The sequence below is a fragment of the Arthrobacter sp. B6 genome, assembly GCF_001663775.1.
Lineage (GTDB): Bacteria > Actinomycetota > Actinomycetes > Actinomycetales > Micrococcaceae > Arthrobacter.
Genome location: NZ_KV467168.1, coordinates 2613318 through 2632360, shown reverse-complemented (window position 1 = coordinate 2632360; position 19043 = coordinate 2613318). Strand labels below are relative to the sequence as shown.

The window sequence follows — 19043 nt, the reverse complement described above, 5'->3', positions numbered from 1 at the left end:
GGCGGCAAGTCTGAATAGGGATGTGCGGGCGGCCTAATAGGCCAGGGCCCGGTCCAGCGCCTCGAGGATCCTGTCGATGTCCGGAAGGTAGTCTTCCTCGACCTTGGCCACGGGGTACGGCATGTGGAAGCCGCCAACACGGATGACGGGGGCTTCGAGGGACAGGAAGGCACGTTCGCTGATCCTGGCTGCGATCTCGCCGCCGATCCCGCCGAAGGTGGGTGCCTCGTGGGCCACCACCAGGCGCCCCGTCTTTTTCACCGACGCCTCCACCGTGTCGAAATCGATGGGTGAGATGGAGCGGAGGTCGATGACCTCCACGCTGCGTCCGTCCTCAGCCGCGGCGTTCGCGGCGGCGAGGGCCACGGGCACCAGGGGGCCGTACGCCACAATGGTGGCATCCGTCCCTTCGCGGAGCACGTGCGCCTTGAAGGGGTCCTCCGCTGTGCCGGCGGCGGCCACGTCAACCTCACCCTTGAGCCAGTAGCGGCGCTTGGGTTCAAAGACAATGACGGGGTCCTGGCATTCGACGGCCTGCTGGATCATCCAGTACGCGTCGTGCGGGTTGGAAGGGGTGATGATGCGCAGCCCGGCGGTGTGGGCGAAGAGCGCTTCGGGGGATTCGGAGTGGTGCTCCACGGATCCGATGCCGCCGCCATACGGGATGCGGATGACCACCGGCACGGTCAGGTTGCCGTTGCTGCGCGCATGCATCTTGGCCAGCTGGGTGGTGATCTGGTTGAAGCCGGGGAACACAAACCCGTCGAACTGGATCTCGCAGACCGGGCTGTAGCCCCGCAGGGCAAGGCCGATCGCCGTGCCGATAATGCCGGACTCCGCCAGCGGCGTGTCCACCACGCGGTCGGGACCGAACTCGGCAATGAGGCCATCGGTGACGCGGTAGACCCCGCCAAGGGGACCGATGTCCTCGCCCATCAGCAGGGACTTCGGGTTGTTGGTCAGGGCTGCACGGAGGCCTTCATTGATGGCCTTGGCGATAGTCATGGTGGTCATCAGTTGCCTGCCTCTGTTTCTGCCTGTCCGGCCGTCTCCTCACCGGCGAACCCTGCACTGTACTCCTCAAACCAGGCAAGCTCCTCCGCGACCAGCGGGTGGGCTTCGACGTAGGTGTTCGCGAAGGCCGTACGGATGTCCGGGGTCTCCAGGTCATGGGTGGTGCGCCGGACGTAGGCGGCGAGTTCGTCGCCGTCGGCCTTGACCTTGGCAAAGAAGGCGTCGTCCGCGAGGCCCTCGGCCCGCAAGTACTTTTCCAGCCGGGCAAGTGGATCCTTGGCCCGCCAGGAATCTTCCTCTGCGGACTGCCGGTACTTGGTGGGGTCATCCGCGGTGGTGTGGGCGCCCACGCGGTAGGTGAATGCCTCGATCAGCACCGGCCCCTTGCCTTGTCGCGCGTGGTCAAGGGCCCACTCGGTCACCGCATGCACGGCAACGACGTCGTTACCGTCCACCCGGATGCCCGGGAAGCCATAGCCCTTGGCGCGGTTGGACAGCGGGATGCGGGTCTGGACGGTGCTGGGTACCGAGATTGCCCAGTGATTGTTCTGGCAGAAAAAGACCACGGGGGCGTTGTAGGACGCAGCGAAGACCATGGATTCGTGGACGTCGCCCTCGGAGCTGGCTCCGTCGCCAAAATAGGCCATGACCGCTGCCGGCGGCTCCGTGCGTACGGGGTCTGATGCCGCCGCGGATTTCTGGTCCCGCTGGATGCCCATGGCGTAGCCCACCGCGTGGAGCGTCTGGGCGGCAAGGACCAGCGTGTAGAGGTGGAAGTTGGTGTCCTTGGGGTTCCAGCCGCCGTTGGAGACGCCGCGGAACTGGCGCAGCAGTTCCGCGAGGTCCACGTTGCGGGTGAGGGCGACGCCGTGCTCGCGGTAGGTGGGGAAGATGTAGTCCTGGGGCTGGCTGGCGCGTCCGGAGCCAATTTGGGCAGCCTCCTGGCCGGTCAGCGGCACCCATAGGGCAAGCTGTCCCTGGCGCTGGAGCGCAGTGGCTTCCACGTCGAAGCGGCGGATGGCAGCCATGTCGGCGAAGAGCCCCCGCAGCTTCTCCGGGTCTAGCTTTTCGGCGTAATGGGTGTAGACGGGATCCGTGCCCAACGTCCCGTCCGGTCCCAGCAGTTGGACCATCTGCGCCGGGGGCTCGCCCATGGCGGCCTCGGCCTCAGCCTCGAGCTGGTCGTCTACCGCTGTTCCGTCGAACTCGGTGGAGGGCAGATGTGTGGCGCCCATACCGTCTCCTTGCTTGCCGCATGCGGATGCGTTGCAATGTCGCTGGGATATATGCCGCTAGCGGAATGTATTCCGCAGTTGGCATATATATTGGCTTACTGATCCTAACTTTATCTTCAGTAGGTAGCGCGCGGGCTACATGTTAAGCGCTAGGAACGGCGTGGCGGCTTTGTATAGTCTGCACACAGCCGGAGGAACCGGGTATTGGCTTCCACCTCGCCAATGCTGACCCGGACACCCTCGTTGCCGAAGGCGCGGACCGACAGGGCGTGCGCTCCCGCCAACTCTGCGAACTCCCCGCTGTTCGGGCCCAGCCCCAGCCACACAAAGTTGCCCTCAGCCGCGGGAACGAACCAGCCAAGGTCCCGCAATCCGGCCGTTACCCGGTTCCGTTCATCCACCAGGCTTTGTACCCTTTCTACAACCTGGGCGTAGTTCTGCAGCGAGACAATTGCTGCCTGTTCTGCGACCTGGGACACCGCAAAGGGAGTGGCAGCCACGCGGAGGTACTGCGTGAGTTCGGGGTTCGAGACGCTGTAACCTACCCGAAGCCCGGCGAGGCCGTGGGCCTTGGAGAAGGTCCGGAGTACCACCACGTTGGGGTATTTGCGGTACATGGAGATGCCGTCCACCGCATCCCCGGCCCGCACGAACTCCTGGTATGCCTCGTCGATAACCACCACAACGTCCGCAGGCACGGCCTGGATGAACCGTTCCGTTTCCGCGGTGGTCAGGATCGGACCGGTGGGGTTGTTGGGAGTGCAAAGGAGGATGACCTTCGTGCGCACCGTGACCGCGGCTGCCATGGCGTCGAGGTCATGGCGCCCATCCCCGGTCAGGGGGATCTGCACGCTCTCGGCCCCCGCCAGGCCAACGCTGATGGGGTATGCCTCAAAGGAGCGCCAGGCGTAGATGACCTCATCCGCTTTGCCGTCATCGTTCCGGCCGGCGAAGGTGGCCAGCAGCTGGTTGAGTGCGCCAAGGCTTCCCGCGCCCGTGACTATGTCCTCCGCCGGGACGTCCAGGAATTCCGCAAGCGCCGCGCGGAGCTTGCTGCTGAGGGGATCCGGATAGCGGTTGAAGTCGGCCTGGCGTGCGATGGCATCCATGACGGCGGGGAGCGGCGCCAGCGGGTTTTCATTGGAGGACAGTTTGTAGCTGGCCAGTCCGTCGACGGCGACGGGGGGCTTGCCGGCGGCGTAGCGGGGAAGGCGGCCCACCACCGGGCGCGGCTTGATTCCCCCAGCCAGGGTCTCTGATGAAGTCATGCCAACTAGCCTACTTCGCCCGCTCGGGGCGCCGGGGGCGTCCAGTGGGCGGAAACGTCGGCGCCTGTTTTTTCCACAGCGGCGGCCTCGGGCGGTTGTTCAGGGCATTGTGACAGCATGGGCTCATGCGCTCTTTCATTATGCGGGTCCTGATCAACGGGCTGGCCCTCTGGATCGCCAGCTGGATTCTGCCGGGCCTGGACATTTCGACGGCAGCCACTACGAACGCGGTCGCCGAATCCGGCGTCACCCAGGGAACGGATGCCATCGGCGTCACGCTGGCCTACCTCTTCGTCGGGCTGATTTTCGGCGTTGTCAATGCGTTCGTCCGGCCCCTCGTCAGCTTCCTTTCATTGCCCATCACCATCCTCACGCTGGGCCTGTTCACCATTGTCATCAACGCCGCCATGCTGTATCTGACCTCCTGGATCAGCGGTTACACGCCGGTTCGCTTCTCGATAGATTCCTTTTTCTGGACTGCCGTGCTCGCGGCGATCATCATCAGCGTGATCTCGGTGGTCGCGGGGCGGCTGCCCGGAGCCCGCAGGCGCTGACCGGCAGATCACCGGGCCCGACCGATCTCAGGCGGCCGCGGAGGCGCTTGCGGCATGGGCGTCGGTACCTGGCGGAGTGCGGGCTGCGGTTCGGGCGGCTTCGAACGGGTCAGTGCGAAACGGGTGGCCGTTGCCGTGCCCCCTGCTCCCAGGACACCACCCAGAACAGCGGTTGACGCCACCAGAGTCGGATCATCGCTGGCGGCTACCAGCCGGGCGCCTTCCTGGTAGTTGGTCAGCTTATGGCCGGGACCCAATCCGGGATCCTCGCCTTCGAGGGTGCGGACCTCGTTGGTCAGCGTTACTGTGACACGGTTTCGGGCATCCGGGCTGGCCGTGCCGTCGGATCCAGGCACCCAGTCGTGCCGGTGCTCCAGGTGCAGTGCGCTGATACCTGCGCCGGGATCGATACTGCCCACGGGAGAACCTGCCGTCAGGACGTATTTCACGTCATACTCAGCACGGAAGCGTTCACCGGCGGCGAGGTTCATCGCATGGATGCCGCCTTGGCTGTAGCCGACAGCCACCACTGGTGCACCCTGTTCTGCTCCGGCAGCCTGCAAAGCCTTCAACACGGCGGCGTTGACCTCGACAGAGCCGTAGCCCAGCCCTTCGCCGATCCCGGCGATGTCGAAGGGATTGTCCCCACCCATCCCGCTTCCGGGCTGCGTGCCGGGGATGACCACGATGTAGGCCTTCTGCCCGGCATTGTCCACTTCGAGGACTTCGATGTAGCCATCGCCGCGTTCATCGATGAGCCGTGCCCGTTCCAGCAGGCCAGCCGGCGATGCGTCCAGCTCGATCGGAAAAGACTCCATCGCCCTGGCAGCAACGGGGCGTGGCTCCAGTATGCGTGGATTAAGCCCTGTCACGCTCCTGACCGAGGGGGAGGCGGCGGCCACGTGCGCGGCAGCCGAGTACTCTGTTGCGACCCTCCCTGCGATGGAAGCGTGCGGCCCGAACAGGACACCCAGCGTCGCGGGTACGTTTCCCGCCATGAGTTCCATCACATCCCTGTTCAAGGAGCGTGTTACACCGAAGTCCTGGACCTGCTTGGCCCAGGTCCCCATCCCGGTCAGGGCATACTCCCTCCTGTAGGACATCACGGCCTCGGCCCGTTCGTATTCCCCTTTGCAGTCCCGCACTTGCTGGCTGATCTTCTGCAACTCCGTCCGCACGGCCTGGACGCCCCATTGGGCTTCCCCGACGTCCATCAGGGCGGCCGTTCCGGTGGGACGCGGTTCATTCTGGTAGGGGCACAGGTCCTGCCAGATGCGGTGCACCTCGATTTCCACTTCAGCCAATTCTCCGGCAGCGGCGTCCAGCTTCTCAGCGCCGCCCATAAGTTCCTCCAACTGGAAGCTGATTCCACCCACGCCGCCCCTGATCTCCAAAGGACCATCCACGGCCGGCCCGGTCAGGTGGATGGGTCCGCCGCTGCCCGACGGGGTCACCTCGGCCATCAGTAGCGCCCCGCCGGACTGCCGGCCGAAGCTCCCACCGCCTGGGCGTGGCGCCTCACGGAAGCCAAGGCGTCCTCGAGCCGCACCCGCGCCCGTCCAAGCGCCACCTCCTGCAGGGCAACCGAATTCCGGTATGCCCGCCCCGCAGGTGACTGCCATTCCAAAAGCTGGATCTCGCGAACGCCTGCCAGGACCTTTTCCACCCGCCCCAAGGACAGCTCAAGCCGGGCGGCCAACTGCTGAACCTCATTGCTGCGGGACATACATGCCGCCATGTCAGCTGCCGTCATGTCACTGCCCATGCCCAATCCCTCCCGGTGCCCGTACGAATGTCTGATCTGCCGGGCCTCGACTCCCTGAACCCGACGTTACGGAGCGCCGCCCGGCCACGGAAGCACCGCCGTCGGCCATGTGGACAAGTCCCACGAAGCAGTCCGAACCACTCCGGTCACGACAAGCAGTCCGCATACGCGGTGGTGGGGAGTTCGTGAAAGAATCAGCACATGCCTGAAACTGCCGCCACAGCTGATACCCGCACGCCCTCCGGACGCCTGGCCCTTGCCGCGTCACCGGACCAGATCGCCCTGGGCCCGCTGGACGGCCGCTACCAGTCCGCCGTCGCGCCCCTCGTTGACTACTTGTCCGAGGCGGCCCTCAACCGTGACCGCGTCGCCGTCGAAGTCGAATGGCTCATCCATCTGACCAGCAACAACGTCCTTCCCGGCGCAGGCCCGCTGACGCCTGAACAGGAGGACCGGCTCCGCGCCATCGTCACGGAATTCGACTCCGCATCGGTCTCCGAACTCGCCGAAATCGAAGCCGTCACGGTCCACGACGTGAAGGCCGTGGAGTACTACATCGGCCGCCGCCTCCCCGCCATCGGCATCGAACACCTTACGGCCCTGGTCCACTTCGGCTGCACGTCCGAGGACATCAACAACCTCTCCTATGCCCTGGGCGTCAAGGGGGCTGTGGAGGACGTGTGGCTGCCGGCCGCCCGTGCCCTCGTGTCCCAAATCAGCAAGATGGCCGAGGACAACCGCGCGGTACCCATGCTGTCCCGCACGCACGGCCAGCCTGCCACGCCCACCACCCTGGGCAAGGAACTGGCCGTCATCGCGCACCGCCTGGACCGCCAGCTGGGCCGCATCGCCAAGACCGAATACCTGGGCAAGATCAACGGCGCCACCGGCACCTACGCCGCCCACGTGGCATCGGTCCCCGGAGCCGACTGGCAGCACGTCGCCAAGTCGTTCGTCGAGGGCCTGGGACTGGCCTGGAACCCGCTGACCACCCAGATCGAAAGCCACGACTGGCAGGCTGAGCTGTACGCCGACGTCGCGCGGTTCAACCGGATCCTGCACAACGTCTGCACTGACATCTGGAGCTACATCTCCATCGGCTACTTCGCCCAGGTCCCCGTGGCCGGCGCCACCGGATCATCCACCATGCCGCACAAGGTCAACCCCATCCGGTTTGAAAACGCGGAGGCCAACCTCGAGATCTCCTCGGGCCTCCTCGATGTGCTGGGCTCCACCCTGGTTACCTCCCGCTGGCAGCGCGACCTCACGGACTCGTCGAGCCAGCGCAACATCGGCGTGGCGTTCGGCCACTCCCTCCTGGCCATCTCCAACGTCGCCAAGGGCCTGGACCGGCTCGATGTCGCCGAGGACGTCCTCGCCGGGGACCTGGACACCAACTGGGAAGTCCTGGGCGAGGCCATCCAGATGGTCATGCGCGCCGAGGCGATTGCCGGCGTCGAAGGCATGGAAAATCCCTACGAGCGCCTCAAGGACCTCACCCGCGGACAGCGCGTTGACGCCGCCCGGATGCAGGAATTCGTCCAGGGCCTGGGCCTCTCCCCCGAGGCCGAGGCGCGGCTGCTCGCGCTCACCCCCGGCAAATACACCGGTATTGCGGACCAGCTGGTGGACCACCTGAAGTAGGGCGGGCCTCCACGGCAGGAAAAGTACGACGGCGGCGCCGGGCTCCTCAGGGCCCGGCGCCGCCGTTTTTGCCCGCGCACGGAGGCGCCCGGCCTTGCCGCGGGATGCGAAACTGGGAACATGAAGTTGCTGCTTATCCGCCACGGGCAGACCCCTGGCAACGTACTCGGCCAGCTGGACACGGCCCATCCGGGGCCCGGGCTCACGGAGTTGGGAGAGCGGCAGGCCGAAGCTATGGCACGGTCCCTGGCCAACGAGCCCATCGCCGCCCTGTACGCCTCAACCCTCCTTCGCACGCAGGTCACTGCGGCCCCGCTGGCCCGGCTGCATGGCCTGGAAATTGAGGTTCTGGACGGCCTGCACGAGATCGAAGCAGGTGCACTGGAAAAGTTGACCGACCATGAATCGCACCTGCGGTACATGAGCACAGTTTTCGCGTGGGCTGCCGGAGACCTGGACCGCCGCATGCCGGCCGGTCCGGACGGCCGTGAGTTCTTCGAACGGTACGACGCCGCCATCACGGGCATTGCCCGCCGCGCCGCCGGCAACGGGGATTCCGCCGCTGCTGCGGTGGTCAGCCACGGCGCCGCCATCCGTACATGGGCAGGCCTTCGCGCGGCCGGCGCCGACCATGAGTTCGCTGCCCGCCATGTCCTGTCCAATACGGGCATTGTGGCCTTGGAAGGCGATCCTGACACAGGATGGAAGCTTATTCACTGGGACGGCAGCCCCGTGGGCGGCCTTGCCTTTGCCGATCCTACGGCCGAGGACCCGACCGGCGGGACCACTTAGGGGGACGCTTCCCGGGACCACCCGCTGGACCAGATGAATGGGCCAGCAGTCCGGCTTTAGGCCGGCAGGGTGAGGTGAAGGCCGCGGACGGCGCTCATGGACAGTAACTTGGCGCGGCGGCGCGGCCTCCCCGACGGAATGAGCCTTGAGGCCAAGGTTGCAGCCTCGGCGGCGGTCGGCCTGTCGGCCCCGTTCATGGCAGTGGCGGCGCGCAGCAGTTCGGACCAGCCGCCGCCCAGGGAGCGCGGGACCTCGGGACTGCGCAGAGTGCGTGCCACCAGCGATTCCACGGCCGTTCCGGGATATGCCTTTGTCCCGGTCAACAGCTCCAGCAGCACCAGCCCCAGCGCATAGACGTCCCAGGACGGGTGGGCGGCTTGGCCCGAGGCCTGTTCCGGGCTCATATAGTGCACGGTTCCTGACGAGATGCCCGGTTCGGGAAGGGTCCCTGCGCGTGCGGTGATGCCAAAATCGATGATCTTTACCGGGCTCCGCCGCAGCCCGCTCAGCATCAGGTTTGCAGGCTTGATATCCCGGTGCACCAGTCCCATCCGATGGAGGCGGCTGATCCCGTCGTAGAGGTCCGCTGCCCAGGCCGCGATGTGGGCCCGGTTGGCGTCGGCATTCCGGATCGTTTCCGAAAGGCTTGTGCCGAAGGCGCGTTCTTCGACCAGGAAAGGACGTCCTGCCTGGGGGCAGCCCTTGGGCATGGTGCCTTCCCCTTTGAAGCCGATAATGGCCGGGTGGTCCAGGGCGGCCAGGATTGCGGCCTCGGTGTGGATCCTGGCCTGCTGCTTGGCGCCGGCATCCGCTGCGATCTTGACCGCAACGTCTGGGCCGCCGGCGAGGTCCGTGGCGGCGTACACGTCCGCGAGTGAACCACGGCCCAGCCGCTCGCGGAGCTGATAGCGGCCGAGGATTGGGACGGTGCCCCCAGGAGCAACCTCGGGTGTGCCGCCCACCGCGGTGACAGCTGCCGGCACTTTCACTGGGTCGGGGCAGAAACGGGATCCGTGGCCGAAAGGCGGCCTGGCTGCGGGGTGGAGTTCCAGGCGTCAAGCTGGAAGCCGCAGCCGCAGCGCCAGACCGGAGGCAGCAGGACCGGCTCAACCGGAGGTTCGAACGTGTAGCCAACAGACTTCGGCCCGACCGCGGGCGTGACCAGTTCCATGGGGGTTCCGCAATGAAGGGGAACCTCCGGCCCCGCGGCCTCATCCTGGCATGCCATCGATTCCGGCCCGCAGATTCCGGCAAAACCTACCAACGCACTCACGACTCCTCATGCTTACGACACTGCGAATAATCGTAAGCTTACATATAACTAGGTGGGCTAGCTAATTTTGCGCGGAGCCGGTGTGCCGTCAATAGCCGCCGCCATGCGGCTGAGGAACTGCACCACGGTCCGGGCCTCCTCGGCAGTAAGGCCTTCGGCAACGGACATCATCCGCCGGTGCATCGCACCGAGGGTGGTTCGCACTTCCTGGTCCGATTCAGCGGTGGGGACAACGATCACGGAGCGGCGATCCGTGGGATGCGCCTCGCGGCGTACGTGTCCACTGGCGACCAGGCGATCGATGAGTGACGTGGTTGAAGCGCTGGTAATACCAAGGATCCGGCTCAGGTCCTTGGGTACGACGGTCTCCCCGGACGCCTGGGCGCGCAGGAGGAAGCGAAGGGCGAGGACGTCCGTTTCACCCATCCCCATGGAGTCCCGGGTGGACCGGCGAACGGTCTGCTCAGCCGCCCTGTAGTCGCGGAGCGCCTTCAGCACGGCAGCCCCGGAGTCCACGTGGCCATCGGGCCCGTACCAGTATCCTGAAGCGTCACTTTGAGGTGAACCCATCGGATAATCCTAGGCCAACTGGTATCTCGACAGCCTAACCACTGTGAGGCACCTTAAGGGAGAGGCAGGGGCTGCGCCATCGCCCACAGTTCTCTGGGCGCTTACGCGAAGGAAACACCGCGGTAACCGCGGCCTCTTAGGCTTATCAGGCATAATCCTTCGGCGAAACGAGGCAGCCATGCAGACCAATCCCCGACTCAACATCAGGCAGGTCACCTGGTCGAACCCCGTGGGCGCCGACCTGCGCAGGGCCCAGCAGGCAGAACTGGACGCCCGCTTTGGCACCCCTGACCACGAACCCGGCACGCCGCCGTCGTCCGCCGACTGTGCCGTGTTCCTGGTGGCGTACGACAAGGGTTCCGGCCAGCCGGTGGGCTGTGGCGGCCTGAGGCTGCTGGATTCCACCACGGCGGAGATCAAACGGCTCTATGTGCTCCCGTACACCCGGGGGTCGGGTGTCGCCAGCTCCATCCTGGCCGCCCTTGAGGCCGAGGCGTACAAGCAGGGGATCACCCGGATCAAGGCCGAGGCCGGTTCGGCGCAGCCGGATGGCCGGAACTTCTACGAAAACTCCGGCTTCGAAAGTGTGCCAAACTTCGGCCCGTACATCGGAGTGCCGCACTCCTACTGCTACGCGAAAACCATTGACTCGCACAGCGCCGCCCACACGGCCATGGCATAAGCCGGAAAAATACGGGGACGCGCCACCTCCCCGGCAGTCTCGCAGAGGACCGACGACGGCGTCCCCCGCCTTCGCGGGGCGGCTCCCCAAACATTTACCGCACGTTTACGCACCGTGCCCTGAACGTTCTCCCGACTCATCCAGACTCAACAGCCCGGCTGTTTATCAAATCGATAGCTATAACAGCCCGAAAATGGCCTGTCCGGCTATAGGCTGACCGGACATGCTCCGCTGACAGTCCAGAAATGAGTCCTGATCGTGCGTAAATTGCAGACCTTGGTTGCCGCCGCCGTCGCTGTCATCCTTCTCGCCGGATGTGGAGGGGGCGCCGCGTCACCCGCCGCGTCAGGTGACGCGTCCACTGCCCCGCCGGCAGGTTCCGGCGAAACGCTGGTGGTTTACACCAACTCCAACGGCGAAGGCCGCGGTGAATGGCTGACCGCCAAGGCCGCCGAGGCCGGCTTCAAAATCGAAGTGGTGGGGGCCGGCGGCGCTGATGCCACCAACAAGTTGATCGCCGAAAAGAACAACCCCATCGCCGACGTCGCCTTCGGCCTGAACAACATGTACTTCGCCCAGATCAAGGCCGAAGGCGCGCTTGAGCCCTATGATCCGGCATGGGCAGGCGAAGTGGACACGGCCCTTGGCGACAGCGGAGATGGAAAGGCGTATTGGCCACTGGTCAAGCAGGCCATCCTGCTCGGCTACAACTCTGACAAGATCACCGCGGACGCCGCACCGCAGGACTGGACAGACCTCTGGACCAAAGAGGAGTTCAAGGACCGCTATGAGCGCGTGACAGGACTTGGTACCGCCACGGCGCAGCTTGTCTTCGCCGGCATCCTCACCCGCTACAAGGACGAGTCCGGTGACCTCGGCGTTTCAGATGAGGGCTGGAAGCAGGTGGAACAGTACTTCCAGAATGGCAGCCCTGCCGTGGCCAAGACCGATCTTTTTGCCCGGATTGCAGCGGGTGAGGTGGACCTGGGCCAAATGCCGTCGTCGATCATCGCCGAACGGGAGAAGTCCTTCAAGGTCAACGTGGAAACCGTGGCGCCGTCGGTGGGCGTACCGCTCGCCGTCGAGCAGGTGGCCCTGGTGAAGGGAACCGACAAGAAGGAACAGGCACAGAAGTTCATTGACTGGTTCGGCAGCGCCGATGTCCAGGGCGCGTTTGCCCAGCAGTTCAACTCCATGCCGGTCAACAAAACCGCAGCTACCAAGGCCAACCCGGAAGTTGTGGAGTTCTTCGCCGACGTGAAGCAGCAGGACATCGACTGGGACTTCGTCCAGGAGAACATGGGCGCCTGGGTGGAGAAGATCGAGCTCGAATACATGACGTAGCCAGACCGCCCCGCCCCAGCAGCCCCACCGAGACAGGTTTTTCCCATGATCCGCTTGGACAACATCGAAGTTTCCTTCGGCGATTTCACCGCCATCCCTCACCTGGACCTTCACGTGAAGCCCGGGGAGTTCTTCACGCTGCTGGGTCCCTCCGGCTGCGGAAAGACGACGGCGTTACGCACCCTGGCAGGGTTTATCGAGCCCTCCAGGGGAGCCGTCCATGTGGACGGGAAAAACGTGACCCGGCTTCCCAGCGATAAACGGCAGGTGGGCATGGTGTTCCAGAACTATGCCCTGTTCCCCAGCATGAGCGTGTGGGAGAACATCGCGTTCGGGCTCCGCGTCCGGAAGGAAAAGTCCGCCGAGAGCGACCGCCTGGTGCGCGACATTGCGCGCCGGGTGGAGCTCAGCGATGAGCAACTGCACAAGAATGTGGCGGAGCTTTCGGGAGGCCAGCAGCAGCGGGTGGCCGTGGCCCGCGCCCTGGTGCTGCGGCCCAAGATCCTGCTCCTGGATGAACCGCTGTCCAACCTGGACGCGAAGCTGCGTCACCAGCTCCGCCAGCAGCTCAAGGACCTGCAGAGCGAGTTCGGCATTACCACCGTGTACGTCACCCATGACCAGGATGAGGCCCTGGCCATGAGTGACCGCGTGGCCGTGTTCAACAAAGGCGTGATCGAACAGGTGGGGACGCCGCAGGAGATTTATGACCAGGCCGCCACAGAGTTTGTCTGCAACTTCATTGGTGACAGTTCCCCGCTCACCTCGGAGTTTGTTGCGGAACTGAACCGGCTCTCCGGCGCCGGTCTCAGCCCCGGCGCCAACTCCTACCTTCGTGTGGAAAAGGCGTCCCTCACGCCGCCGCTGGACGGTGGCCGCGCCGTCGGGCTCCCCGGCACGGTGGCCTCACGCACCTACCACGGACTGCACAGCCGCTATGTGGTGAGGAGCCATGGCACGGACGTCCGGCTGCTGGTGCTGGAAGACGGCAACGTCCAGCCGGAGGTCGGCGCGGAAACCACTTTGTATGTCCAGCCGGGCCACGTGCTGCAATACCATCCGGGCACGGGAGCCGCGCTGGCCAAGCAGGACCAGGCCGTGGCCCTGCCATGAGCGGGGCTGCCGTAAGGAACGGCGGCTCCGTCAGGAGCATGGTCCGCTCCCCCTTCGTCCTTATGGTGGGCGCAGTACTCACCTGGTTTATCGCAGCCTTCCTGGTGTGGCCCAACCTCAACGTCCTGATTGCAACGTTCTTTCCGGACGGCAGCTTCTCCGGGCGGGCGGCCGAAAAGTTGTTCTCCTCGCAGCGGGCCATGAAGTCACTGGGCAACAGCTTCCTGCTGGCACTGGCCCTGTCCATCACGGTGAACGTCGTGGGCATCTTCATTGTGCTGGTCACGCACTACTTCAAGATCCGCGGCTCCCGCATCCTGTTCCTGGGCTACGCAACCACATTCATTTACGGCGGCATCGTGCTGGCCGCAGGCTACAAGTTCATCTACGGCGACAAGGGAATTGTCACGTCCCTGCTGCTCACGGTGTTTCCCGGCATGGATCCGGCATGGTTCTCCGGCTTCTTCGCTGTACTGGTGGTGATGACGTTCGCCACGACCACCAATCACATGCTGTTCGTTGGCAACGCGCTCAAGGGTGTTGATTATCAGACCATTGAGGCGGCCAGGAACCTGGGCGCTTCCACCTGGACGATCCTGCGCCGCGTGGTGCTGCCCATGCTCAAACCCACGCTGTTCGCCGTCACCATCCTGTCGTTCCTGACCGGCCTGGGAGCACTCAGCGCCCCTCAGGTGCTGGGCGGCCGGGAGTTCCAGACCATCACCCCCATGATCCTGACGTTCGCCAACAGCCCCACCTCCCGGGACCTGGCTGCGCTGCTGGCCGTTATCCTGGGCGTTTCCACCATCCTCATGCTCGCGGTCATGTCCCGATTCGAGAAACGAGGCACGTACTACTCGCTGTCCAAAGTGTCTTCGGCCCTGCAGAAGCAGCAAATCAGCAGCCCTGTTGCCAACGCTGCCGTTCACACCGTCGCCTACCTGCTTTTTGCGTTGTACACGTTGCCCGTGGTGCTTATTGTGTTGTATTCCTTTGCCGACGGCGCCGCCATCCAGACCGGCCAGATCTCCCCGGGCAGCCTGACCCTGGACAACTACGTACGGGTCCTCACCCAGGAGTCGGGCCTGCGGCCCTTTGTCATCAGCGTCGTCTACAGTGCGCTGGCGACGGTGATAGCTGTGGGCGGCCTGCTGTTGGTTGCCCGGCTGCTGCAGAAGTACAGGAACTGGGTTGCCTCTGTCTTCGAATACCTGCTCCACATTCCCTGGATCCTGCCCTCGGCGCTGCTCGCCCTCGGACTCATCATCAGCTACGACCACCCGAATCCGCTGGTGGGTGGCGCTGTTCTCACTGGCACCACGGTGATCCTGCTGATCGCATTCGTGACCGTCAAGATCCCGTTCACACTCCGGATGCTTAAGGCCTCGTTCGCGTCGGTCAACTCCTCGATGGAGGAAGCCGCGGCCATCATGGGGGCCAAGACGCTTTATGTATTCCGCCGGATCCTGCTGCCCATCGTCCTCCCGGCCGCCGCTGCCATCGCGGCCCTGAACTTCAACAGCATGCTGGATGACTACGACACCGCCATTTTCCTCGCGCATCCGCTCGTCCAGCCGCTGGGCCTGGTCATCAAAGCCAATACAGACGGGGCTGAAGGAGTGGAGGGCGTGGCGAACACCTTCGTCTACACAGTGCTGTTGATGGTCATCACGGGGCTCACCATGTACCTCGTCTACGGCCGGTCCAGCCGCCGCAGGGCAGGGCGCAAAAATAGCGCCGCTGGGGCTTCGCCAGATCCGGCCACTTCCCCGGCACTGGTGGCGGCCGGCACAGAACCGGCCGCTCCCGTGCGCTGATCAGTCGCGGGAACCTGTAACGACGGCGGCCCGCACCTTCGGGCGCCGCGCCAGCGTCAGGAGCCGGTCCCGCAAGGGCTGGGCGGTTTCCGTCAGAGCCACCCTCATCATCGCCGAGGAGGCGAGGCTCAGGGCTTGAGTGCGGAGCCGCCGCCGGCGATCGTATGACCTCAATGCCTCCTCAACCGGCAGGGCATTCAACAGTTCCGCCAGCGTGACTGCGTCCACCAGGGCTTCGCACGCTCCCCTGCCGAGGTTGGGCGTCATGGCATGGGCTGCATCGCCGATCAGCACAACACGTCCGCGGACGAAGGACCGCAATGGCGGCGCGGTCCAGATCCCCTGGGCGAGCGAACGTTCCGGGGTTGCCTGGGCAAGTACGTCGCGGATGGCATGCGCATGACCGGCGTAGCGGATCCGTGCCTGCTCAAGGGCCGACGCGACGTCGATCCCGTCCGGTCCGAGGTCGGAGCGAAAGCTCGCGTACCAGTTGGTGCCGGCGGCTGCAGCGGCGATGCCAAAAAGGTCACCGCGCCCCCAGTACTCGCCAACATGTTCCGGGCGGACAGGCACCGGAAGGGTGCCCCGCACGGCAAGGTACGGCGTGGGCCGGGCTGCGGACCTTTCACCCCAGACGCCGCGACGCACCGCACTGCGCACGCCGTCGGCCCCTACCACCAGGCTGGCCCCGGATGGGACCACATGGACGCGGCCCATGGTCCTGCGGACCGAGGCCGGGACGGCAGAGTCGAGCAGTCGCAGGAGATCAACCCTGGAAATGCCAAACATCTGGCCGCCGTTCACGGTCACCCAGGGCTCGCCCGCGGCGTTGCGGATGGATCCGCTTCCAATCACCGGGCTCACGGCTCGGGCCTCATCGAGGACCCCCACTTTTTCCAGGGCGCGCTGGGCGTTGGGCCACATGGCCAGCACTGTTCCAACCGACGGCAACTCCGGCCGCTTCTCGGTGACCGTCACCTCAAAGCGATCCTGGTCCAGGCAGCAGGCCAGGGCAAGGCCGGCTATGCCGCCGCCAACAATCGAAACTGTTTCCATGCGTGCGATTCTACTACTTTTGTAGTAGTTGGGAAGGGGTCAATTACACTGGGGCCATGCCTGACCGCCGCACGGAACTTCTGGATGCTGCCTTGACGGTGGTGTCGGCCAAAGGCATGAAGGGCCTGACCCACAGGGCCGTTGACGCGGCCGCGCACTTGCCCGAGGGCACAACGTCGAACTACTACCGGAACCGCGCCGCCCTCGTGGAAGCGGTGTTGGACCGCCTGGAGCAACTGGACGGCGCACTCCTGGAGGACCAGGGGCGGGCCGGTCCGCCGGAGACCATTGAGGAACTGGCAGGTCAACTGGCCGCTTTGGTGCTGGCGCTGGCCGGACAGCACGCCGCTCTCACCCGTGCCCGGCTGGCCCTTTCCCTGGACAAGCCCGGGGCGGTGACCGCCGGCCATTTCCGGTTGGTGGGCGGTCTGGAGCAGGCACTGTCCGCCTTAGGGGTGGCGGGCGCAGCGGCGCGGGCCCGGGATGTGGCGGACTACGGTGACGGTGTGCTGCTTCACTTACTCACTGTCAGGCGGGACGGGCAGCCGGACGCTGCAGCGATCGCCGCGGCCATCCGGCGGCTGCTGGCGCCCTAACCCCTTGACGGATTCCGCACGACGGCGGCGTGCCGGCACAGCTGGCGTCAGCCCGCCGTCGTACTTCCCGGAGTTTTTGTCCAGATACGGAGGGCAAAAAGCCCCTTAGGGCGACATATCCGGACAAAAACTCTGCCTGTTAGGCCTGGCCCGGCCAGCCGGTGTAGGCCTCGGCAAGATAGGCCATGCCGTGCCGGGAGGAGACCACGGAGTTGAGTTCGCCGAGCTGGCGGGCGCGGGTGAAGTCGTCCGCGTCGGTGGGCGTGTGGAGCATGGTGGTCATCCAGTAGGAGAACTGCTGGGCCTTCCATACGCGCTCCAGCGCGCGGTCGCTGAAAGTGTCCAGGAGCTGCGTGGAGCCGGAGTTGTAGTGGCTGTCGAATCCTTCGAAGAGCACCCTGACGTCGTGGATGGCCAGGTTCAGGCCCTTGGCTCCGGTGGGCGGCACCGTGTGGGCCGCGTCGCCGGCCAGGAACAGGTTGCCGTGGCGCATGGGCGTGTGCACGAAGCTGCGGAACGGCAGGACCATTTTGTCGATGACCCGGCCTTCCTTGAGCTCGAAGCCGTTGCCGTTGACCCTGCTGCGGAACTCGGCCCAGATCCGGTCATCGTCCCAGTCGGCCACGTTCTCCTTGGGATCGCACTGGAAGTACATCCGCTGGACAGTCTCGGTGCGCTGGCTGATCAGGGCGAAACCGTTGTCGGAGTTGGCGTAGATCAGCTCGTCCGAGCTGTGCGGCGCCTCGGCCAGGATGCCGAACCAGGCAAACGGGTATTCATGGAAGTACCACTTCCGGTGGGCTTCCGGGATCTGGAAGCGGCAGTGGCTGCGGGAACCGTCGGCGCCCACAAGGAACTCGGCCTGGACCTCGTACTCCACGCCGTTGGCGTCGGTGAACCTGACCTTCGGCCTGCCCTCGAGGTCATGCACGCTGGTGTCCGTGACGCTGTAGCGGACGTCGCCGCCGTCGGCCTTCCTGCGGGCGGCGAGGTCCAGGAAGACGTCCGTCTGCGGGTAGAGCCAGACGGATTCGCCCACGAGGTCCTTGAAGTCAACCCGGCGGCTTTCGCCGTTGAACCGCAGCTCGATCCCGTCATGCCGGTCTCCGTCACGCAGCACCCGGTCCGACACTCCGCTGTCCACGAGCAGGCTGACGGTGCCGTGCTCCAGGATGCCGGCGCGGACTGTCTCGGCGATGTCCTTGTGGCTGCGGACCTCGATCACGGTGGAATCGATGCCGGCCTTGGCCAGCAAATGGGAGAGCATAAGGCCGGCGGGACCGGCGCCCATGATGGCCACCTGCGTGGTGATGATTTTGCGTGCTGCCATGGCTGTGTCTCGCTTCGTTGTGGGGCTTGCTGGGCCCCGGTGGGCGCGTCTGGCTATCAGTGTGCAGCGGGCAGCCTCACGGACGTAACACGCATTCCATTCAGCGGAAGAAAGAATCAGTTTTCCAGAGTCACCAGCCGGCGGGCAATGCCCCGGGCCGCGGTCTGCAGCGCGGGCACGAGGGCCTGCAGGCGCATCTCCCGGAGCGGGACCACAACGCCGAGTGCTGCCACCGCGCGCTGCCTGCCGTCCAGGACCGGCACGGCAATGCCCCAGGTGTCCGGATCCACGACGCCGGCCAGCTGGGCGAAGCCCTGCTGGCCGGTTTCGCTGAGCAGGCCACGCACGGCATCCTGCGTTACTTTCCCGGCGGGGTCAGTGAACTGCCCGAGGTATTCAGCCCGCAGCGTCTTCCCCTGGTGTGCCATCAGTGCGAGCCCGGCGGAGGACAGGTGGACAGGCATCCTTCCGGCCACTTTGGCCCGGTTAGCCACAGATCCGCGGCGGGAGAGCCGTTCCACAAAGAGCGCCTCCCAGCCGTCCAGGACCGCCAGGTTTACGTTCTGGTTCAGGACCTCCTGGATGTCCTCCATAAAAGGCATGGCGGCCTGCCGCAACGCCAGTGTGGGCGAATTGCGGTTCACCAGCTCCCACAGACGCAGCCCAAGCCGGACGGTTCCGCCCGCCCCGGTCTCGAGAAGGCCGTGCGCGGCCAACTGCCGGACCAGCCGGTGCGCCGTGGTGAGCGGGAGCCCGGCGCGGTTTGCCAGCTCAGAAAGCTGGAGGCTGCCAGCTCCTTCGGGAAAGGCCGAAATTATCCGGACCACCCGGTCCACCACCGAGTCCCCGGAGACTGAATTAGCCATGGTCCAACGCTTCCATTGAATGGGGAACTTTTCCAAAGTTTACTCCGCCGCGGCCTGAGGCAGCCGCGCAGCCGGCGCACCTGGCCAAGTGCCGCCGTCGGACAGTCCCGGGACCCGGCCAGGC

19 protein-coding genes are annotated in these 19043 nt (G+C 65.4%); 8 read left to right on the top strand and 11 right to left on the bottom strand.

What is annotated here, in order from left to right; translation table 11 throughout:
• Nucleotides 1-33 precede the first annotated feature (33 nt).
• The 3 genes from AU175_RS11640 to AU175_RS11630 all read right to left on the bottom strand — a co-directional run bounded on the left by AU175_RS11640 (nucleotide 34) and on the right by AU175_RS11630 (nucleotide 3517).
• A complete protein-coding gene (locus AU175_RS11640; protein WP_066288875.1) occupies nucleotides 34-1014 on the bottom strand; it encodes an alpha-ketoacid dehydrogenase subunit beta in 981 nt (326 codons plus the stop codon).
• Nucleotides 1014-2249 carry a pyruvate dehydrogenase (acetyl-transferring) E1 component subunit alpha gene (gene pdhA / locus AU175_RS11635; protein WP_066288872.1) on the bottom strand — a complete coding sequence of 412 codons (1236 nt, stop codon included), beginning with the start codon at nucleotides 2247-2249 and terminating at the stop codon, nucleotides 1014-1016. Before pdhA ends, AU175_RS11640 begins: the two co-directional genes overlap by 1 nt.
• A gap of 149 nt (nucleotides 2250-2398) precedes the next feature.
• Nucleotides 2399-3517 carry a histidinol-phosphate transaminase gene (locus tag AU175_RS11630; protein ID WP_082979126.1) on the bottom strand — a complete coding sequence of 373 codons (1119 nt, stop codon included), beginning with the start codon at nucleotides 3515-3517 and terminating at the stop codon, nucleotides 2399-2401.
• A 125-nt stretch (nucleotides 3518-3642) separates the two neighbouring features.
• Between AU175_RS11630 and AU175_RS11625 the strand changes: the two genes are divergently transcribed.
• Entirely contained in the window at nucleotides 3643-4071 is a 429-nt protein-coding gene (locus AU175_RS11625) for a phage holin family protein (protein WP_066288865.1), read from the top strand.
• A gap of 8 nt (nucleotides 4072-4079) precedes the next feature.
• Here the strand turns inward: AU175_RS11625 and AU175_RS11620 are convergent, their stop codons facing one another.
• Nucleotides 4080-5534: a hypothetical protein gene (locus AU175_RS11620; RefSeq protein ID WP_066288863.1), complete on the bottom strand. Its 1455-nt coding sequence runs from the start codon at nucleotides 5532-5534 to the stop codon at nucleotides 4080-4082.
• Nucleotides 5534-5836 carry a hypothetical protein gene (locus tag AU175_RS11615; RefSeq protein WP_066288860.1) on the bottom strand — a complete coding sequence of 101 codons (303 nt, stop codon included), beginning with the start codon at nucleotides 5834-5836 and terminating at the stop codon, nucleotides 5534-5536. Before AU175_RS11615 ends, AU175_RS11620 begins: the two co-directional genes overlap by 1 nt.
• A 201-nt stretch (nucleotides 5837-6037) precedes the next feature.
• Between AU175_RS11615 and purB the strand changes: the two genes are divergently transcribed.
• Together purB and AU175_RS11605 are read left to right on the top strand one after the other, a co-directional pair.
• The gene (purB, locus tag AU175_RS11610) at nucleotides 6038-7480 is read left to right on the top strand and encodes an adenylosuccinate lyase (RefSeq protein ID WP_066288858.1); all 1443 of its coding nucleotides are present in this window, start codon (nucleotides 6038-6040) and stop codon (nucleotides 7478-7480) included.
• 120 nt (nucleotides 7481-7600) lie between these two features.
• Nucleotides 7601-8272: a histidine phosphatase family protein gene (locus AU175_RS11605; protein ID WP_066288857.1), complete on the top strand. Its 672-nt coding sequence runs from the start codon at nucleotides 7601-7603 to the stop codon at nucleotides 8270-8272.
• A gap of 56 nt (nucleotides 8273-8328) precedes the next feature.
• Here the strand turns inward: AU175_RS11605 and AU175_RS11600 are convergent, their stop codons facing one another.
• The 3 genes from AU175_RS11600 to AU175_RS11590 are packed head-to-tail and all read right to left on the bottom strand — an operon-like array spanning nucleotide 8329 to nucleotide 10115.
• A complete protein-coding gene (locus tag AU175_RS11600) occupies nucleotides 8329-9255 on the bottom strand; it encodes a serine/threonine-protein kinase (RefSeq protein ID WP_231938535.1) in 927 nt (308 codons plus the stop codon).
• Between the two features lie 2 nt (nucleotides 9256-9257).
• On the bottom strand, nucleotides 9258-9545 hold the full coding sequence (locus AU175_RS11595; RefSeq protein WP_231938534.1) for a hypothetical protein: 288 nt from the start codon (nucleotides 9543-9545) through the stop codon (nucleotides 9258-9260).
• A 57-nt stretch (nucleotides 9546-9602) separates the two neighbouring features.
• Nucleotides 9603-10115 carry a MarR family winged helix-turn-helix transcriptional regulator gene (locus AU175_RS11590; protein WP_066288854.1) on the bottom strand — a complete coding sequence of 171 codons (513 nt, stop codon included), beginning with the start codon at nucleotides 10113-10115 and terminating at the stop codon, nucleotides 9603-9605.
• A 178-nt stretch (nucleotides 10116-10293) separates the two neighbouring features.
• Between AU175_RS11590 and AU175_RS11585 the strand changes: the two genes are divergently transcribed.
• The 4 genes from AU175_RS11585 to AU175_RS11570 all read left to right on the top strand — a co-directional run bounded on the left by AU175_RS11585 (nucleotide 10294) and on the right by AU175_RS11570 (nucleotide 15071).
• Nucleotides 10294-10797, top strand: a complete 504-nt coding sequence (locus AU175_RS11585; RefSeq protein ID WP_066288852.1) for a GNAT family N-acetyltransferase — start codon at nucleotides 10294-10296, stop codon at nucleotides 10795-10797.
• A gap of 258 nt (nucleotides 10798-11055) precedes the next feature.
• Nucleotides 11056-12141 (top strand): extracellular solute-binding protein, encoded by a 1086-nt coding sequence (locus AU175_RS11580; RefSeq protein ID WP_066288849.1) that lies wholly within the window; start codon nucleotides 11056-11058, stop codon nucleotides 12139-12141.
• A 45-nt stretch (nucleotides 12142-12186) separates the two neighbouring features.
• A complete protein-coding gene (locus tag AU175_RS11575) occupies nucleotides 12187-13254 on the top strand; it encodes an ABC transporter ATP-binding protein (RefSeq protein ID WP_066288846.1) in 1068 nt (355 codons plus the stop codon).
• A gap of 38 nt (nucleotides 13255-13292) precedes the next feature.
• Nucleotides 13293-15071 carry an ABC transporter permease gene (locus AU175_RS11570; protein WP_156642285.1) on the top strand — a complete coding sequence of 593 codons (1779 nt, stop codon included), beginning with the start codon at nucleotides 13293-13295 and terminating at the stop codon, nucleotides 15069-15071.
• On the opposite strand, the gene AU175_RS11565 is transcribed toward AU175_RS11570, so the two are convergent.
• Complete coding sequence (locus AU175_RS11565; protein WP_066288841.1) at nucleotides 15072-16127, bottom strand: FAD-dependent monooxygenase; 1056 nt, start codon at nucleotides 16125-16127, stop codon at nucleotides 15072-15074. It lies immediately after the preceding gene.
• A 56-nt stretch (nucleotides 16128-16183) separates the two neighbouring features.
• On the opposite strand from AU175_RS11565, the gene AU175_RS11560 reads away from it, so the two are divergent.
• Nucleotides 16184-16723: a TetR/AcrR family transcriptional regulator gene (locus AU175_RS11560; protein ID WP_066288838.1), complete on the top strand. Its 540-nt coding sequence runs from the start codon at nucleotides 16184-16186 to the stop codon at nucleotides 16721-16723.
• A gap of 139 nt (nucleotides 16724-16862) precedes the next feature.
• On the opposite strand, the gene AU175_RS11555 is transcribed toward AU175_RS11560, so the two are convergent.
• Both AU175_RS11555 and AU175_RS11550 read right to left on the bottom strand, forming a co-directional pair.
• The gene (locus AU175_RS11555) at nucleotides 16863-18053 is read right to left on the bottom strand and encodes a 4-hydroxybenzoate 3-monooxygenase (protein WP_066288836.1); all 1191 of its coding nucleotides are present in this window, start codon (nucleotides 18051-18053) and stop codon (nucleotides 16863-16865) included.
• A 116-nt stretch (nucleotides 18054-18169) separates the two neighbouring features.
• Entirely contained in the window at nucleotides 18170-18919 is a 750-nt protein-coding gene (locus AU175_RS11550; RefSeq protein ID WP_066288835.1) for an IclR family transcriptional regulator, read from the bottom strand.
• Between the last annotated feature and the right edge of the window lie 124 nt (nucleotides 18920-19043).

Bases quoted from the DNA above. Each gene is read 5' to 3' on its own strand.
- AU175_RS11640 (WP_066288875.1), bottom strand. From the start codon at position 1,014: ATGACCACCATGACTATCGCCAAGGCCATCAATGAAGGCCTCCGTGCA.
- pdhA (WP_066288872.1), bottom strand. From the start codon at position 2,249: ATGGGCGCCACACATCTGCCCTCCACCGAGTTCGACGGAACAGCGGTA.
- AU175_RS11630 (WP_082979126.1), bottom strand. From the start codon at position 3,517: ATGACTTCATCAGAGACCCTGGCTGGGGGAATCAAGCCGCGCCCGGTG.
- AU175_RS11625 (WP_066288865.1), top strand. From the start codon at position 3,643: ATGCGCTCTTTCATTATGCGGGTCCTGATCAACGGGCTGGCCCTCTGG.
- AU175_RS11620 (WP_066288863.1), bottom strand. From the start codon at position 5,534: ATGGCCGAGGTGACCCCGTCGGGCAGCGGCGGACCCATCCACCTGACC.
- AU175_RS11615 (WP_066288860.1), bottom strand. From the start codon at position 5,836: ATGGGCAGTGACATGACGGCAGCTGACATGGCGGCATGTATGTCCCGC.
- purB (WP_066288858.1), top strand. From the start codon at position 6,038: ATGCCTGAAACTGCCGCCACAGCTGATACCCGCACGCCCTCCGGACGC.
- AU175_RS11605 (WP_066288857.1), top strand. From the start codon at position 7,601: ATGAAGTTGCTGCTTATCCGCCACGGGCAGACCCCTGGCAACGTACTC.
- AU175_RS11590 (WP_066288854.1), bottom strand. From the start codon at position 10,115: ATGGGTTCACCTCAAAGTGACGCTTCAGGATACTGGTACGGGCCCGAT.
- AU175_RS11585 (WP_066288852.1), top strand. From the start codon at position 10,294: ATGCAGACCAATCCCCGACTCAACATCAGGCAGGTCACCTGGTCGAAC.
- AU175_RS11575 (WP_066288846.1), top strand. From the start codon at position 12,187: ATGATCCGCTTGGACAACATCGAAGTTTCCTTCGGCGATTTCACCGCC.
- AU175_RS11570 (WP_156642285.1), top strand. From the start codon at position 13,293: ATGGTCCGCTCCCCCTTCGTCCTTATGGTGGGCGCAGTACTCACCTGG.
- AU175_RS11565 (WP_066288841.1), bottom strand. From the start codon at position 16,127: ATGGAAACAGTTTCGATTGTTGGCGGCGGCATAGCCGGCCTTGCCCTG.
- AU175_RS11560 (WP_066288838.1), top strand. From the start codon at position 16,184: ATGCCTGACCGCCGCACGGAACTTCTGGATGCTGCCTTGACGGTGGTG.
- AU175_RS11555 (WP_066288836.1), bottom strand. From the start codon at position 18,053: ATGGCAGCACGCAAAATCATCACCACGCAGGTGGCCATCATGGGCGCC.
- AU175_RS11550 (WP_066288835.1), bottom strand. From the start codon at position 18,919: ATGGCTAATTCAGTCTCCGGGGACTCGGTGGTGGACCGGGTGGTCCGG.